This is a genomic window from Bradyrhizobium sp. Arg816, from assembly GCF_029989365.1.
Classification (GTDB): domain Bacteria; phylum Pseudomonadota; class Alphaproteobacteria; order Rhizobiales; family Xanthobacteraceae; genus Bradyrhizobium.
In genome coordinates, this window is record NZ_JAPRAQ010000001.1 from 880,495 (window position 1) to 894,847 (window position 14,353).

The 14,353-nt window shown below is 65.0% G+C and carries 20 protein-coding genes; 1 reads left to right on the forward strand and 19 read right to left on the reverse strand.

Features of this window, described 5'->3' with window-relative positions; translation table 11 throughout:
• Positions 1-9: 9 nt before the first annotated feature.
• The 9 genes from OWC48_RS03995 to OWC48_RS04035 form a co-directional block, all read right to left on the reverse strand.
• Positions 10-369, reverse strand: coding sequence for a hypothetical protein (locus OWC48_RS03995; protein ID WP_282518775.1), 360 nt, complete (start codon positions 367-369; stop codon positions 10-12).
• 90 nt (positions 370-459) lie between these two features.
• Complete coding sequence (locus OWC48_RS04000) at positions 460-1,710, reverse strand: phage major capsid protein (protein ID WP_282518776.1); 1,251 nt, start codon at positions 1,708-1,710, stop codon at positions 460-462.
• Positions 1,711-1,788: 78 nt separating this feature from the next.
• Positions 1,789-2,604 (reverse strand): head maturation protease, ClpP-related, encoded by an 816-nt coding sequence (locus OWC48_RS04005; protein ID WP_282518777.1) that lies wholly within the window; start codon positions 2,602-2,604, stop codon positions 1,789-1,791.
• Positions 2,601-3,938 (reverse strand): phage portal protein, encoded by a 1,338-nt coding sequence (locus OWC48_RS04010; protein ID WP_282518778.1) that lies wholly within the window; start codon positions 3,936-3,938, stop codon positions 2,601-2,603. The genes OWC48_RS04005 and OWC48_RS04010 overlap by 4 nt, the downstream gene beginning before the upstream one ends.
• Positions 3,935-5,701, reverse strand: coding sequence for a terminase TerL endonuclease subunit (locus OWC48_RS04015; protein ID WP_282518779.1), 1,767 nt, complete (start codon positions 5,699-5,701; stop codon positions 3,935-3,937). The genes OWC48_RS04010 and OWC48_RS04015 overlap by 4 nt, the downstream gene beginning before the upstream one ends.
• Before the next feature lie 6 nt (positions 5,702-5,707).
• Positions 5,708-6,379, reverse strand: coding sequence for a P27 family phage terminase small subunit (locus OWC48_RS04020; RefSeq protein WP_282518780.1), 672 nt, complete (start codon positions 6,377-6,379; stop codon positions 5,708-5,710).
• Between the two features lie 42 nt (positions 6,380-6,421).
• The gene (locus OWC48_RS04025) at positions 6,422-6,682 is read right to left on the reverse strand and encodes a hypothetical protein (protein ID WP_282518781.1); all 261 of its coding nucleotides are present in this window, start codon (positions 6,680-6,682) and stop codon (positions 6,422-6,424) included.
• Between the two features lie 341 nt (positions 6,683-7,023).
• Positions 7,024-7,710 (reverse strand): transcription termination/antitermination protein NusG, encoded by a 687-nt coding sequence (locus OWC48_RS04030; RefSeq protein ID WP_282518782.1) that lies wholly within the window; start codon positions 7,708-7,710, stop codon positions 7,024-7,026.
• A gap of 2 nt (positions 7,711-7,712) precedes the next feature.
• Positions 7,713-8,867 carry a hypothetical protein gene (locus OWC48_RS04035; RefSeq protein WP_282518783.1) on the reverse strand — a complete coding sequence of 385 codons (1,155 nt, stop codon included), beginning with the start codon at positions 8,865-8,867 and terminating at the stop codon, positions 7,713-7,715.
• 132 nt (positions 8,868-8,999) lie between these two features.
• Between OWC48_RS04035 and OWC48_RS04040 the strand changes: the two genes are divergently transcribed.
• Positions 9,000-9,590 carry a hypothetical protein gene (locus OWC48_RS04040; RefSeq protein WP_282518784.1) on the forward strand — a complete coding sequence of 197 codons (591 nt, stop codon included), beginning with the start codon at positions 9,000-9,002 and terminating at the stop codon, positions 9,588-9,590.
• Between the two features lie 20 nt (positions 9,591-9,610).
• Here the strand turns inward: OWC48_RS04040 and OWC48_RS04045 are convergent, their stop codons facing one another.
• The 10 genes from OWC48_RS04045 to OWC48_RS04090 are packed head-to-tail and all read right to left on the reverse strand — an operon-like array spanning position 9,611 to position 14,325.
• Positions 9,611-9,826, reverse strand: a complete 216-nt coding sequence (locus OWC48_RS04045) for a cytochrome C (protein ID WP_282518785.1) — start codon at positions 9,824-9,826, stop codon at positions 9,611-9,613.
• Positions 9,823-10,020 (reverse strand): hypothetical protein, encoded by a 198-nt coding sequence (locus OWC48_RS04050; protein ID WP_282518786.1) that lies wholly within the window; start codon positions 10,018-10,020, stop codon positions 9,823-9,825. The genes OWC48_RS04045 and OWC48_RS04050 overlap by 4 nt, the downstream gene beginning before the upstream one ends.
• The gene (locus OWC48_RS04055; protein WP_282518787.1) at positions 10,017-10,547 is read right to left on the reverse strand and encodes a phosphohydrolase; all 531 of its coding nucleotides are present in this window, start codon (positions 10,545-10,547) and stop codon (positions 10,017-10,019) included. The genes OWC48_RS04050 and OWC48_RS04055 overlap by 4 nt, the downstream gene beginning before the upstream one ends.
• Positions 10,544-12,715 (reverse strand): hypothetical protein, encoded by a 2,172-nt coding sequence (locus OWC48_RS04060; protein ID WP_282518788.1) that lies wholly within the window; start codon positions 12,713-12,715, stop codon positions 10,544-10,546. Before OWC48_RS04060 ends, OWC48_RS04055 begins: the two co-directional genes overlap by 4 nt.
• Positions 12,708-13,217, reverse strand: coding sequence for an HNH endonuclease (locus OWC48_RS04065; RefSeq protein ID WP_282518789.1), 510 nt, complete (start codon positions 13,215-13,217; stop codon positions 12,708-12,710). The genes OWC48_RS04060 and OWC48_RS04065 overlap by 8 nt, the downstream gene beginning before the upstream one ends.
• On the reverse strand, positions 13,217-13,486 hold the full coding sequence (locus OWC48_RS04070) for a DUF2312 domain-containing protein (RefSeq protein ID WP_282518790.1): 270 nt from the start codon (positions 13,484-13,486) through the stop codon (positions 13,217-13,219). The genes OWC48_RS04065 and OWC48_RS04070 overlap by 1 nt, the downstream gene beginning before the upstream one ends.
• Entirely contained in the window at positions 13,483-13,683 is a 201-nt protein-coding gene (locus tag OWC48_RS04075) for a hypothetical protein (RefSeq protein WP_282518791.1), read from the reverse strand. Before OWC48_RS04075 ends, OWC48_RS04070 begins: the two co-directional genes overlap by 4 nt.
• Positions 13,680-13,877, reverse strand: a complete 198-nt coding sequence (locus OWC48_RS04080) for a hypothetical protein (protein ID WP_282518792.1) — start codon at positions 13,875-13,877, stop codon at positions 13,680-13,682. Before OWC48_RS04080 ends, OWC48_RS04075 begins: the two co-directional genes overlap by 4 nt.
• Positions 13,877-14,164, reverse strand: a complete 288-nt coding sequence (locus tag OWC48_RS04085; RefSeq protein WP_282518793.1) for a hypothetical protein — start codon at positions 14,162-14,164, stop codon at positions 13,877-13,879. The genes OWC48_RS04080 and OWC48_RS04085 overlap by 1 nt, the downstream gene beginning before the upstream one ends.
• On the reverse strand, positions 14,161-14,325 hold the full coding sequence (locus OWC48_RS04090) for a hypothetical protein (RefSeq protein ID WP_282518794.1): 165 nt from the start codon (positions 14,323-14,325) through the stop codon (positions 14,161-14,163). The genes OWC48_RS04085 and OWC48_RS04090 overlap by 4 nt, the downstream gene beginning before the upstream one ends.
• Positions 14,326-14,353 lie beyond the last annotated feature (28 nt).

Below are 14,353 nucleotides of genomic sequence, written 5' to 3' on the forward strand. Positions count from 1 at the left end.
CCGACGTGGTTACTTCTGAGCCGTCTGCGCCGCGACGGCTTCCGCCTCGCGCGCATCGACCGCGGCAACGATCGCAGCGATGATCTCGGCTTTCTTGGTCGCACCCTTCAGGTCGATGCCGTTCCGCTCGGCGCCGGCCTTCAGCTCGTCGACCGTGCTCGCATCCAGCTCGGCGCGCCACTCGGACTTGGCCTGCGCGCGTGCGGCCCCCTCGAACCGGGCCTGATCCTCCACGGTCGGCAGACGCGCGCCGCCGATCTTGATTTGGCGATGAGCCTCGGCGTCGTCGAAACCACCATGGAGATCGCCGGGCCGCAGCTCGACGCCTTCAGCGGTGGTATGGTGGGCTAGCATCACAACAGCTTTCATCGGGTCTCACCCTTCGTTGAAAAATGGGGCTTACATAAAAAGGGCCGGAAACTGTCCCGGCCCCTCTCCCCCGTTGCGTCCCGAAGGCGATCAGGACGCCGCGTTAACGAACAGCTTCACCGCGCCGCCGACGTCGATCAGATTGCCGCCGGAGCGCAGCCAGGCGAGGAAACCGACCTGGCCGAGCTTGGTGTAAGCAGAGTCCGTGAAGCGGAACATGGTCACGTCCATCACGTCGCGGATCGTGTACTCGTTGAGCTTCCCGTAAGCGATCGACTTGGCGCTCGCGGCCATCACCGCCATGTCCTGGTTGACCTGGATGGGATCGCCGAGCAGCGAATCCGGGATCTTGCCGGCCTTGCCACCGGTCGGGACCGCGAAATCCCAGCCGGGCACGAAGATCGGCCGCAACTGGCTGTCCTTGATCTTGCGGATCACCTTGACGCTGGAGTCGTGCATCATCCACTTGCACTCGCCGGTCTCGCGATAGGCCGGATCGACCGAATGCTGCATGTCGATCAGGCTGTCATAGATGATCGCCGTGACCTGGCTGGTGCCGTTGCCGGCGGTCACGCCGGTCGTGGCCGCAGTGATGATGCCATTGGGCTCGCTCGACCCGTCACCCAAGCCCACCGTGAACTTGGTATTGGTGATGCGGCCAAGACGCGTCGACGCACGCTTGATCACGAACGCCTCGACATCGACCTCGCTGTCCTGCAGCAGCTCGAACGGGACGGCGATGATCTTGGACGAGAACTTGTAGACATTCAGAGCAACCATGCCGAAGGACGGGTCAGCCGCCGTGGCCGTCGTGTTCTGCGGAATGATTTCGCCGGTCTCAGAGGTGCCGTCCGAGGTCGGGTAGTTGATCGGGTTGCCCTGTCCGGTCTGAATCACGGTCGCAACGGAGCGCATCCCGCCGAAGGCCTTGAGCGCGTCGAGAACCGTCTTCTGGACCTCGGTCTGGACCGTGAAGCCGCCCTGGCTGTTGGTCGTGGTCGACATGGTCGCCCGGATCTTGGTCCAGTCCTCAGCCGACATCACGGCGTCGCCGCCACGCACCCACTTGGCGAACAGCGTCGAGGCTTCCGACTTCTGGTCCTGGCCAACGCGCAAGGCGGCGTCAACGACGAGATCACGCTGCAGATTGTCTGCGGCAGCCTGGATCACGCGCTCGTTGCGCTTGATGTTGGCCTGGATGTCGACGAGCTGCGCGTCGAGTTTGTCCCACTCGGGACCATCGACCGCGGCATTCCACTTGTCGGCGGGCTTGTCCGCCATCGTCTGCATGACGGCCACGATGGCCGCGCCCTGCGCTCTCAACTCCTGAAGTGAAGCCATTTACTGTCCTTTCATGACATGGCTAGAGACCGCCTTGGCCGGATGGCCGCGGCGCTTGTCCTGCTCGGCGCGGCGCGCTTAGGCAGTTCGTGCGAGCAGGTGCGCTTTGCGCCGGCGCTGGCCCTGCTCATGTTCGGCGGCCGCGATCGCCGCGGCCTTTGCGAGATCCTGCTGATCGCGGGCGGCAAGCGCCGCATCGACGGCGGCGCGGATCTTGTCGGCGACCGACGGCGCATCCGGTTCCGGCGGCGCCGGCGCACGTGCGAACGCCGAGACGTCCCAGCGCGCCCGCGCGTTGGCCTCGGCCTTGTCCTTGTCGCCGGCCATCTCTTCGGCCAGGCCGCAGTCGATCGCCTCCTGCGGTGTCAGCCAGGTCTCGGCTGCCATCAGCGCCATGAAGGCCGCAGCATCCTTGCTGCCGCGCGCGGCGTAGGTGTCGGCGAGCTGGCCGTCGATCTTTTCCAGCAGCTCGGCGGTCGCCATCAGGTCGTCGGCATTGCCGATGCCCCACGTCCAGGCCTTGTGAATCATCATCATCGAGGCCGGCGCCATCACCACCCTGTCGGCTGCGATCGCCACAACCGACGCCGCCGACGCCGCGTAGCCGTCGACATGCGCGATGATCTCGCCGTCGTATTCCCGCATGATCTGTGCGATGCCGACGCCGGCGAAGACGTCGCCGCCAGGCGAGTTGATGCGCAGGTGGACCGTTCCGGACATCCCGCGCATCGTCTTGGCGAAGCCCTGCAGCGAGACGCCGCCGAACCACTCGGCCTCGATCTCGCTCGACACGATCATGTCATAGAGCTCGATCGTGTTGCTGGCCGCGTCGGCGCGGAAGCTGCCGCGCTTGGCGTTGGCCGCGAACAGGTTGAGGAGACGACGGTCTTTCATGCTGCAGCGTCCTTTGGTTCGGTTGAGCCCTGGTCCTTGGTCGCCGGCTGCGCCGAGCCGGCGTTGACGCCAAGCTCGTCGGAGTCGGCATCAGTCTTGCGCGGCATGCGCAGCTTTGCCCTTGCCTCATTCGGTGTGAGGATGCGCGGTTCGCCGGCGCGGCCGACGCCGACGCGCAAGGATTCGTACAGCGTCTTGGTGTCGGCCTGCTCGAGGTCGGAAGTGTCGAACACCGTCACCCGCGAGCGCGTGCGGAACAGCTTACGATCCAGCTCGCGCTCGATCTTGTTGAGGTACGGCCGCAGCGTGTAACGCACGAAGCCGATCGACATCGCCTCGACGCCGGAGCCCCAGGACGTCGTCTTTTCGTTGTGCCCGATCATGAAGGGCGGCACGCCATAGGCGCGCGCGATCTCCTCGATTTGGAATTGCCGCTGGCCGAGCAGCTGCATGTCGCTGGCCGACAACTGCAGGCTGGTCAGCTTCAGTCCGGAGTGCAGCAGCATCGGCCGATGCGCATTCTCGGTCGAGCGATGCCGCTCGTCGATCAGGCCTTGCAGCTCCTTGATTTTTGGCTCGCCGAGCTGCTGCTCGGTCGACAGCGCATAATCCGGCCGCGCTCCGTTGGTGAAAAAGCGCGCCGCGTATTCCTGCGCGGCGATCGCGACGCCGCCGGCGTTGCGCAGCGAGTACCGCAGCGGCGTCATGCCGCGCAGACCATCGAACCCGAAACCGGGAATGTGGATGATGTCGTCCTGGTCGAAATCGCGGGTCTGGCCGACCACCTGGCCGTTGGCGAGATATTCCGGCGCGATCCTGTACACCATCCGGCCGGTTTCCGGCACGATGCCGTTGACGACACGCAGCGGATGCACGGGCTCGAGTCCAACCGGCTTAGACATGCGGTCGCGCCGGATGATCGCGAAGGCATCGCCCTCGGACAGGATCGACTTGACCAAATATTCCCAACCGATCGGCGCCGGCCAGCGCACCGACATCTCCTCATTGAGTACCCACAGCAATGGGTCGTCGAAGATCCGCGAGCGCTCGCCGGTCGGGATGTCGACGTTCATCATGTGAACCGGCATCGTCTGGATCGCTCCCGAGATCAGCGCCCAGCAGGCATAGATCGCGGTCACCGTGGCCGCGGAATACTCGGTCAGCGCCGGCAGGCCGCCGCCGAAATTCGGCCCGAACAGATCGGCCCAGGACTGCGAGCCGCGGACGATTTCGGTCAGCGGCACCATCTGCGTCGCGTTTTTCGGCGGCTCGAAATCGTCGGGCACGCGAACAGCAGGCGCCGAGGTGCCAAGAACGTCGGTAATCCAGCTCATAGCAAGACCAACCCCGCAACAGGTGCCGCCGGCGCCATCGCGATCGCCTCGGTCATGACCGCGGCGACGATGCCGTCGATCGAGTCCTCGGACCGCTTTTTGGCCGGCACGTAATTCATGTTTTCGTCAAAGCGCACGTTGCAGTGACCGATCATCCAGCGCGCGACCGGATGGCCGCCGTGATCCATCTCGCCGCCGAAAACCTTGCGCTCGAATTCCTTGGTGCCCTGCCCCAGCGACTTGGTGCCGAACCGCATCTCGACGAACAGATCCTCCGGCTGGCCTGCCTTCACCATGCGGTTGTAGAATTCCAGCGCGTTCCAGGAGTCCCAGCCGATCTTGGTCACGCGAAAGTCGGCGCAGGCCCGCAGCGCGGCCTCGATCGCATAATCCAACTCGAACACCCCGCCGGGAATTGGCGTGATCGCGCCGGCCTCGACCCATTGATCGAACGGCGTGCGCTCGGCCTTGGTGCGCGCCTCGATCGTCTCGGTCGGCAGCCAGAACCGCCAGACGAACTTGGTCCGCTCGCACTTCTCGACCGGCGGAAAACGCAGGCACATCGACGCCAAGTCGAATGATTTCGTGGAGTCGAAACTGAGGATGCACTCGCGACCTTTCAGTGCGTCGAGATACGTTTTCCACGCATTCGGGTCGGGCGTCGCGGCGTCCCATTTCCGCACCGAGATCCAGCGCGCGAAATCCTCGACCCACTGGTTGAGGTGGTAGCGCCGGAACGCGGCCTCGGCCGCCGGCGTCACGGCCTTGGAGATCTCGCGCTCCAGGAAGGCCATCGTCGGCGACAGGCCGAGCGACGGATTGGCCGCTCGCCAGGCCTCCTTGTCCCGCCAGTCGGCGTCCTCGTCCGCTGCAAAGATTACAACCAGGGTGGTCGGATCGTCGATCCGGCCGTCGAGGATCTTCTGCGACTCCTCCCACAGCTTGAAGCCGGTCTTTTGCGACTTCAGACCGGCAGTCGAGGCGTAGAGCCGCATCGGTTGCAGCGATGCACCTTCGCCCTGGCGCAGCGTGTCGGCCAGCTCGGTCGACACCCATTCGTGCATCTCGTCGCCGACCGTGACGAACGGTGCGCGCCCGTGCTTGCCCTTGGCTTTGCCAGGCATCAGCCGGAACGCCGAGCGCAGCTCCGCATTCCAGAGCTGCTTGGCAAACACCTTGATTGGCTCGCCCGTGGTCGGCGAGCGAAACACGCCGGGCGCGTAGGCGATCATGTCGCCCATCTTGTCGAACACTTCGCGCGCCTGACTCTCGTCGTGCGCAAAGCAGAAGCCCGCACCGCGGCGCTGGCCCTCGATCGCCCAGAACAGCAGCGCCAGCGCGGCGAGAAACTCGCTCTTGCCGTTTTTGCGCGGCACCCACAGCCGCAACTCGCAGAACAGCCGGACGTGGACCTGCGTCGGCCGCATCGTCTCCGGATCGAGGATCTCGGTCGGCGCCTTCCATCCGATCAGCAGTCGGATGATGATCTCTTGCCACGGCGACAGCCGGAACGGCAGGCCTGCGAAACGACCAACCGTCAACTTGAACCAGGTCGGCCAGCGATCGACCACGGCCTGCGCCTTGGTCGCATCGTACCAGGCGCCCGGCACCGCGGCCGCGCGCCGCCAAGCGATCCGCGCCCATGAATAACCCAGCTCCTCGACCGCGTGCGTCAGCCATTCCGGTTCCGGATAGAGTTCCGGCCCCGCGACCGCCGCGATCGCAAGCGCGGACGTGTCCGTCTGCGGTTTCCAGTCCTGCATGCATCGTCAATTTGGCTTCGTGCCTGGCGGGACAGAGTCAAAGGCGGAGAGCGAGCCGATCGCGGACCCTTCCGCGACCGGCGCCGGGATCGGCTCCGCGGCCGGCGCGCCCTCGCTGGCATCGTCTTCCGGCGCGGCGGCCGGCACCGCCGGACGCTGCACGGCGCGGCCGAACAGCGTGTCGTCGTCGAAATGCATCGCGCCGGCGGCGAGCAGCCGGTGACGATCCTGCGGCGAAAGGCCGAATTTGCTCGACAGGTCGATCGTCATCTTTGCGGCGTGATCACGGCGTCCTACCGCGGGATTTTCGCGGGGCATCTTGTCGCCGGAGATCGTCTTGACCATGACCGAATAACCCTTGGTCAGGATTTCCTCGTTCGCGGCGACGAATTCGGCTGCGTAAATGCAGAACATCGCGAATAGGTGCAGGTCGAGCTGCGAGAGCAGGTGCAGACGGTCGAGCCGCGGCGCGTAATCGTCCCACATGACGCTCGCACCCTTTAGCCGTAGATCCTGCAGATAACCGGGCTTGTTGTCCGACGGCGTCTGCGTCCGCACCGCGACCAGCAGGCCCGCGAGGCGCTCGGCCTCGAGGATCGCCTTCTCGGTCTTGGTCTTTCGCTTGCCCGGATACCCTTTGGCAGCCTGGTCGAGCGGATTGTCGGGATGTCGGCCCATAAAAAATAAAATCTCAGGAATTTCGCGGCAAAAAATACGGTTCTAGAATGCCGGTCCCGAAGAGGGGGGCATAGACTTTTGGCCACCCCCCACCCCTACGTCGACCGGCAGCTCAGCGAGCGTGAGGCGGACAGCGACAGCGCTGTCGAGCCACAGGTCAGCGACCACGATCTCACCCTTGGCGAACATGACCTCAAGCGTTTGCTTGATCACGTCATGGTGCCACGCGCAGGCAGGCTGCCACATGGCCCTGTTCCAGAAGCGATCGCGATCACCCTTGTGCGGCTCGACGTGGTCGGTCACCGCGCAAGGCACCACCAACCCTACAGCCTCGCACCCCTTGCAGAGCGGATGGTGCAGGCGGAACAGTCGGGACGCACGGTCCCACTGCACCGTGTAGCCACGTTCGCGCGCAGAGCCACGCTCGGCATCAGCTGCAACGTTCTGCTCTGCCCGTGTTGGAACGGGGCGTGCGTGGAATTGTTGAGGGCGAGAAGGCATCTCACAAAAGGAAGGGCCGCTTGCGTTGCCACAAGCGGCCCTGAGTCTAGGGAGGAAACGCCCAAGGAGGGAAGCGGTGACGCACAGGCGCGCTACCGCACACCCTAGACATGCAAAAGCCCGGCGCTGCGGCCGGGCTCATTCTACGTGAAGCGATTTTCCGAATGCTTCGCACGCCTGCCTCGAGGCAGGTGCCGCTCAGAGCGTTTCCGCTTCTGACGTCGATCCGTGGGTGCAGGCGTGCCTGCAGCGGCCGGCTCGATCTGCGCCTCGGTTAACTGGACGGAGGCGCCGCGCAACGCGTCGACAAAAACGGTGAGTCGGTCCCTTGAGTCAAGGCGCTTCACCTGCCCCACGAAGCCCGCGAGCGGACCGTCGACGATCTCCACCATCTGGTTGACCACATAATCACGCTCACCGAAAGGCCTGTTCATCGCATCGACGATGCCGCGCACCACCACCATGTCGGCAGGCTTCAGCGATGCTCGGCGCCCCTCGTCGACAGTCAACCAGTCACCAACGTCGTCGACCCGCTTGATCGCAGGTTTGCCAGCGTCGAAGTCTGGCACGAACACCATGCCGGCGAGGAACGGGCGCTCGACGCGCTTGCCGAGATGAGGCTTGCGCGTTTCCTGTTTCGTCCGCCGGTTGATGTAGCGCACAACGATCGGCGAATAGGCGCAGATGCCACGCTCCAGCAAGCGCCTCACGACACGCGCATCGCGGCCAGGCGTGACGCTCAGCATGAACCATCGCTCCGGCGTGACAGGCACAGCGAGCGGCTCCTCGGTCGGCACATAGCCGACGAACTGCCCGATTTCGTAATGCATATTCATTCGTCTCCCCCTGCCTGCGATGCGGCGTCGTCGGACCACGTTCCGTCCTTGCGCGGCGGCCATGGCGCCGGCGCGAAGAAGCCCATTTCGTCGCCGCGCCGCTCGAGCAGCGGCGATCTGACGCCGAACACGTGCGACGACAGGAACGCCGACCACGCCGCGACCTGCTGTCGATCGACGATCCATCGCCAGGACGCCCTGTCGGCCACACCCCCAAAGGCGAGCACCTGCGGCGTGGTTTCAGCGCGATAGATCACCTGCCCGCGATTAACGAACGGCTTCCCCTTGCCGACCGCGTAAAGCACAGCGATCGCCTTGCCCGCTTCGGAATTCTCGTCGATCGCAAACGACGCGGGGCGCCCTTCCGCAGAGCCCTCACCCACGCCGCGCAGCAAGGTCCATCGCTTTTCCTCGAGGTAGCGCCAACCCGCCGGGACGGTCTTGCGGCCCTGGCGCTTCAGCTCATCGAGGAACAGCTCGACGCCGGCGAGCGCCGCTTTCTCCTCGTCGGCCGACAGCGCATCGGCGGCATAGTCGGTGCGGTTGCGATCGTCGACGGCTGCGGTCGGCCAAAGCTTGCGGAACTCGGCCTTGAAGCGATCCTTGCGATCTCGCGCCCGCGCGCCCGCGTCTCTCTCATTCGTTTTAAGGGGTCGTTCTAAGGGGTCGTTATTGGTGCCCGCGTATGTGTGGGCACCCGTGCCCGCGCATGCATGGGCACCCGTGCCCACGGGCGGGCACCCCTGCCCACCGGCGGGCACCCCCCCTCCGTTTTCCGGTACTTCCGCGTTTTCTGCATGGCTCTCGTCGAGATCGTCGTCGGCATCGCGCGCGAGGCTTTTCAGGTCGAAATCATCGCGGTCGAGCTTCACGCGATACGCATAGCTCGACGATGGCGTCGAATCTTCCGGGCGCCAGTGATCGCGCCGCCGCTTCTCCACCCAGCCGGCCTCATACAGCCGCTCGAGCGAGCGCTGCAATGTGGCGCGGCCGCAGCCAATCTCGGCCGCCATGCGGACCTGGCTGCGCGTGCACCAGCCGGCGCGATCGATATGACGGCCGAGCAGACACAGCGTTTGCAGGTCGCGGGCGTCGAGCGAACGATCAGTCACCGCCCCCGCGGGAATGATCGACAGACGAGGATTGGACACGTGATGCCTTGAGGAATTGAGTCAACTGGACGCGGTAAGCAACTGCACTGGATTGGTTTTGCTATCGCGGCCCGCCGGCATGATGCAGACCTGCACCTCGACAAGGTTCGAGACACACGTTAGGATTGCGCCATGACAGATCCGACATCGGCCCATAACCTTGCTTATGATTTGGCGAAGGACTTCCAGCCGACTGTGGCCGCGATGGTGGCACTCGCTGCGGCGTTCTTTGCCTATCGGGGCGTCGCGCAGCGTATTGCCTATGACAAGGAAGTCGCAGACGTCGCGCGATTGCGTGCGCGAATTTCTCTCTGCACGCGACTTATGTTGCGAACCCGGCCGCTCGTGAGACAAGCGCAGTTCCTTGTTGACTGGCTCAAAAATGAGGAAATCTCGGTTGCGCTTAAAGAGATCGACGAGCAAATGACGAGATGGCCTAAGACACCTCCCGAGCTTGACGAGGCATGGCAACACGTCGACGCAATACCAGTCGCGGCCATAGATGAGCTGGACGCATTTAGGGACAACCTCGACCGGTTTGAATACGTGTGTGCCAATCCCCGCGAGGAAAAGGAAAGCTGGCCCAAGTTTCAGGTGAACGCCTTGATTAGCGTAGCGAAAGAAATCGTCTATCACGGGAGCCAGCTGGACAAGGCGCTCGAAGCCGAAATTGCGGCCATACGCGGGCGCTTGGATGAGCGCAGCAGCGGCCGTATCGTCTAGCAGGGCTAGTGCGACACCGATCATACTGCGACCTCAACCGCCTTGCACGCTGGCGTATTGCCGCCGACCTGGATTTTCTCTGTGCCGCAAAACCATTCCTTCCAGTGCTGCGGCCATCCGCGCTCGTCGGTTTCGTGGCGCGAGACGCAGATGATTTCGCAACCATCGCGCTCGCAGACCTTGCGCGAGCTGTGGCCGTCCGGGCTACGAACCTTCTCGCTCCACTTGTGCTTCACCGTTGCGACCTCCGGAAACGGGTCTCCAGGTCGCCGATAACGAGCGTGGTCGGCTCCGGCTTGGTCGCCTCCTCGAAGGCCTGCGCGACGTAGCGGCCGCGGTGGCGCCAGGCGATGGCGTACCCGAGCATGAAGCCCGCGAACGCGATGATGGAGCCCGCGCCGACCGCGATATTGACGCTGATGGCGATCATGCCGCCACCTGCGTCAGCTCGGCGAACCGCTGGAGGAAAAGGCCGCGCGCGCGCAGCGGCGCCCAGCCGACGATCTCGGCGTCGATCGGCTGCTCGCTGTCGACGACCCAGGGATCGCCGGTGTCCCGCATGACCTGCATCCGCTCAGTACGCAGCACGCGCCGATCGGCAAGCTTGACGGACTCCGGCGTCGTTTCAGGCAGCCCGAACGCGCGATAAACAGCGGACTGGCAGCGCTTCTCCGCGGCCTTGTAATCCGGCATGAACTGCTTGATAGGCGACAGCATGTCGAGCAGGTACGCTTCGCTGCCGTCGTGCAACAGGCCCGCGAGCGCATCGTCACCACAGAAGCGCGACACAAGGATCGAATGCTCGGCGTTCGAGTAGAACCGCAGGCAATGACCGCCGAAACGGCACTGCATCGCCAAGGCGTGCGCGATGTCCTCGATGTCGACGTCCTCAGGCCGCGGATCGAGCGGCCAGAATTTCTTGCCCGTGTAGGTTTGAATCCAACCGGCGAGCTTCATTGCGGTACCCCCTGCTGCTGAACGGATGCCGGCGCGGCCAGCTGCGCCAGGAAGGCACGGCCGGTGTCGGTGATCTTCAGTGCCTTGGTCGTGGCGCCGAGCAGGCCGCGGCCGACGAGATGGCGCGCCATCTGGCCGTCGATCTCCTCGCCAGCATCGACCGCCATCAGCGCGAGCTGCTCGGCCAGCTCGTCGGCATCGACCGGCAGCCGCATCTGCAGGGCGCCGTCGACGATCTCGGCCGGCGGTGCGTCCTCCAACTGACGCGCGGCGTCGAACAGGCTCATCTGCGGCGCGCGGAAGGGCTCGGTCAGCTCGACGCGCGGATCTTGCGGCGTCGCCTCGGCCTGCAGCTCGCGCAAGCGGTCCCAGCCCTTGCCGGTCAGCGACCATTCCTTGCCGCCGAAATAGGAGAAGCCGCGCGCGCGGTAAAACTCGCCGAGATCCGGCGCGATGTCGCGGCGCGGGTGGCAGAAGTCGGAGAGGATCGTCAACGCCTCGCGCTCGCCGATTGAAGCGGGATCGAACGGCGCCGGAGCGAGCCATTCGGAATCCGCCAGCTGGTCGATGGCGATGACGTCGCCGGCATTGTATGGCGCACAATCCGAAACGGCCGCAGCGGCGCTGGCCCCGTCAGTTGCTTCCGCTGCGGCCGCCTCGGTCTCACCGGAGGGCTCCGGGAGGTCGTGCCGAGCGATGACTTCGCGCCAATGTGCGTCGACGGCATCGTCGCGCTCCAGCCCGAACGGCTTACTCTCGCAGCGGAACGACCAGCCGCAGAGGCAGGTGGCGACGTTGAAGGAGACACCGCCCGGATAATCGCGCGTCATCGACACGGTGTGACCGTCGCGGGCGGGATGTTCCCAAAGCCGCTCAGCGTCGCGCGCCGCACGCGCGGCGTTGAAGGCGTCGCGGAGGATGTCTTCCTCGGCGCGCGCCGAGGACGGCGAAGGCGCCACATTGGTCGGGGTCTCGATCGCGCCTTGCGGCGCAACGAGTACGACGCCCGCTTGATTCCCCCACGCGTCCCAATTCGCCGGCAGCGGATGCTCGCCGTCGACGCGGGCGAATAGCTCGAGCACCGGCAACGGCTGGCCGGCAGTGTCCTTGCCGACCATGGTCGCGATCATGTGGCGGTAATGGTCGGGCTTGCGCGAGTGCTCGCGCTTCCGCTCGCGATGGTTGGAGCTGAACTTTTCGTCGCTGGCGGGTTTGGGCAAGCCGCGGCCGCGCTTGAACTGCAACAGCAGCTCGTCCTGGTCCCACACCAGCAAGCCGGTGCCGCTTTCGTCCGGATGCTCCTCGTCGGTCTTGGTCCAGACGTAACAGGTCGAGTAACTGTCCATGCCGAGCGCAAGCTGACAGGCATAAGCGAGTGGCAGGTCAGCCGTCGCCAGCACGACCTCGCCATCCGCGAGCGTCACCTCGATCTTGTAGGGCACCTTGGCGAGCAGATGCGCGCGCGGAATCCACATCCAGTGCCAGGCGTCGGGCTGCATCGCCTCGCCGACCCGCTCCAGATATTTGAGGATCTCCGGCCACGGCATGGTCGCATAGTGGTTCTCATAAGCGCGGTTGCCGATACCGGCCTTTCGCACCCAGGGCGGATCGCTGTAACTCGCCGGATATTTCTTGCCGGACGGCGTCAGCGCCGAGGCCGAGGCCAGCGCCGAGGACAGGTCGCGGCGATGGATACGCCCCTTCTCCTCAGCATCAATCTTGAGCAGATCCATGGCGACGCGACCGGCGCCGGATTCCATTTCCTCTTTGTGCCGGGCGAGCGCTCGCTCGAACTCGGCCACGTCCATCGCGGCCAGTTTTTGCGCTTTCGAGGACAGTTTGCGGTCGACGCCAATGTCGGCGAGGCGCGGCCGCTCATCTTCTGGCTGTTCCACAACGGCACCGCCAGAATCGCTCTTGCCCTGCAACTGGCCGCGCGACCCGGTGTTGAGACCGACCGTCTCTTTTTGCGCCACGATTAGCTCGCCGAGCCGCCGCTCGGCCCGGAAACGGATCTGCGCCGCCTGGATCTCAAGCCCCTTGTCGCTGGCCTGGCGCGCGTAGACCCGCATCGCCTCGGCTTTGCTCCGGATGTCGACGACCTCGTCGACCGCGACCGCCTCGGCGAGCGCGCGGCGCGCGGCCTCATATCGGACCAGCTCAGTCAAAGGGAATCTCCTCCAGCTGGCGCGCACCAGCGAGCGCATCGGCCTTGATCTGGCGCACGATGGCGTCGAGTGTCGGCGCGGTGCCGCGCGTGCGGCGGCTGATGGCGTTGTCGCGCTTGGTGGCCCAGCGCAGATTGCAGCGGCGGTTATCGAGCGTCTGGCCGTTGATGTGGTCGACGACATGGGCGGAGAGGAACGCGTCGTCACGACCGGGATCAGCCGCGATCATGATCTCGCGATGCATCCGCACGGTCGACCGCGACGGCCCGACATTGCGCTTGGCGTAGTGCATCCAGCTGTCGCCGCGCCCGTTGCCAGCATGCCAGACGTTCCACATGTTGTCCGACAGCCAGGCGAAGTCGACGGCATCAACCAGCGTCCAGATGGGCTCGCGCTGCGACAGCCAGATCCGGCGACACGGGGTCGCCGACAGGTCGGGCAGGTCCGAAAGGTCGAAGGCGACCGCGCGGGCTTCCGTGGTGTTGACCGGGGCCTGCATCATCACAGCATCCCCAGCGCCTGCATGTAGGTTTCGAGGACGGTCTCGAATGCCTCACGCTCGATCGGCTCGATCTTGCGCATGCGCACGATGGTGCGCAGCGCCGTGACGTCGTAACCGTTGCCCTTGCTCTCGGCGTAGACGTCACGGACGTCGTCGGAGATTGCCTTTTTCTCCTCCTCCAGCCGCTCGATCCGTTCGATGATCGATTTCAGCTGATCTTTGGCGATCTGCTCGGCGCGCTTCGATGCGGTATCGGCGACCTTGCTCATGCCGCGAACCCCTTCCGCCAGAGCTGCGCGACCGAGACCAGCTGCGTGTAATCGCAGCCTTCGAAATCGGCGTCGTACCGCATCAGGTCATGCGCGATGCGATGCGCCGTCCAGGTCTTGAGATCGTGGCCATTGGCGAGCGCGCGCGCCGCGGCAGACTCGATCATCTTGACGGTGCCGAAGGCGCGGCCGGTCATTGCCCAGCCCTCACCAGCTCGCGAAAATTGGCGACCCAACCCGCGACGAGGCTTTCCGGAAGATTCAGCTGCTGCGAGATCTCCCACGTGTCGCGCTTGTGCAGCCAGAGCGTGATAACCTCGCGATAGCGCTTGAGCTGCTGCCGCGAGACGTCCGCGGCGTTCGGCGAGCGGTGACGAATGAGCGCCGCCATCACGCTCCCTCCAAAAGGCCCGCATCGACGCGGTACGGCTGGACCTGGAGATAGAGCGGAGATCTGCCCTGCTCGACGGCAACGCCGCAAAACTCCGCACGCACGAACGGCTCGCCGTCGATCATCAGGATCTCAGGCGACATCTCGTCGATGGTCAGCGTCGCGAAGCTGATCGCGTCGTCGAGCCAGCGCACCTCGACCCGCGCGGCGCGGATGCGGCCCCGTTTGCCCGGCTTGTCCGCGGAAGCGTTGACGAAGGCGGAAACCTTTTGGCGACGACGGCTCATGAGCGCCTCACCCAGCGAAAGCCGAAACCGCCATCGTCGTCCCGCGGCAGCATCTGCACGCCGGCCGCGACCGCCAGCACGCCGACGACCAGCACAGCCGCCAGCATGACGAGAAAGCGCAGATCGTCAGGATCTGCGATGCGTGCAAGCGTGTCCGCCATGTCCCCCACCCCTTTTGAAAACCCCTTG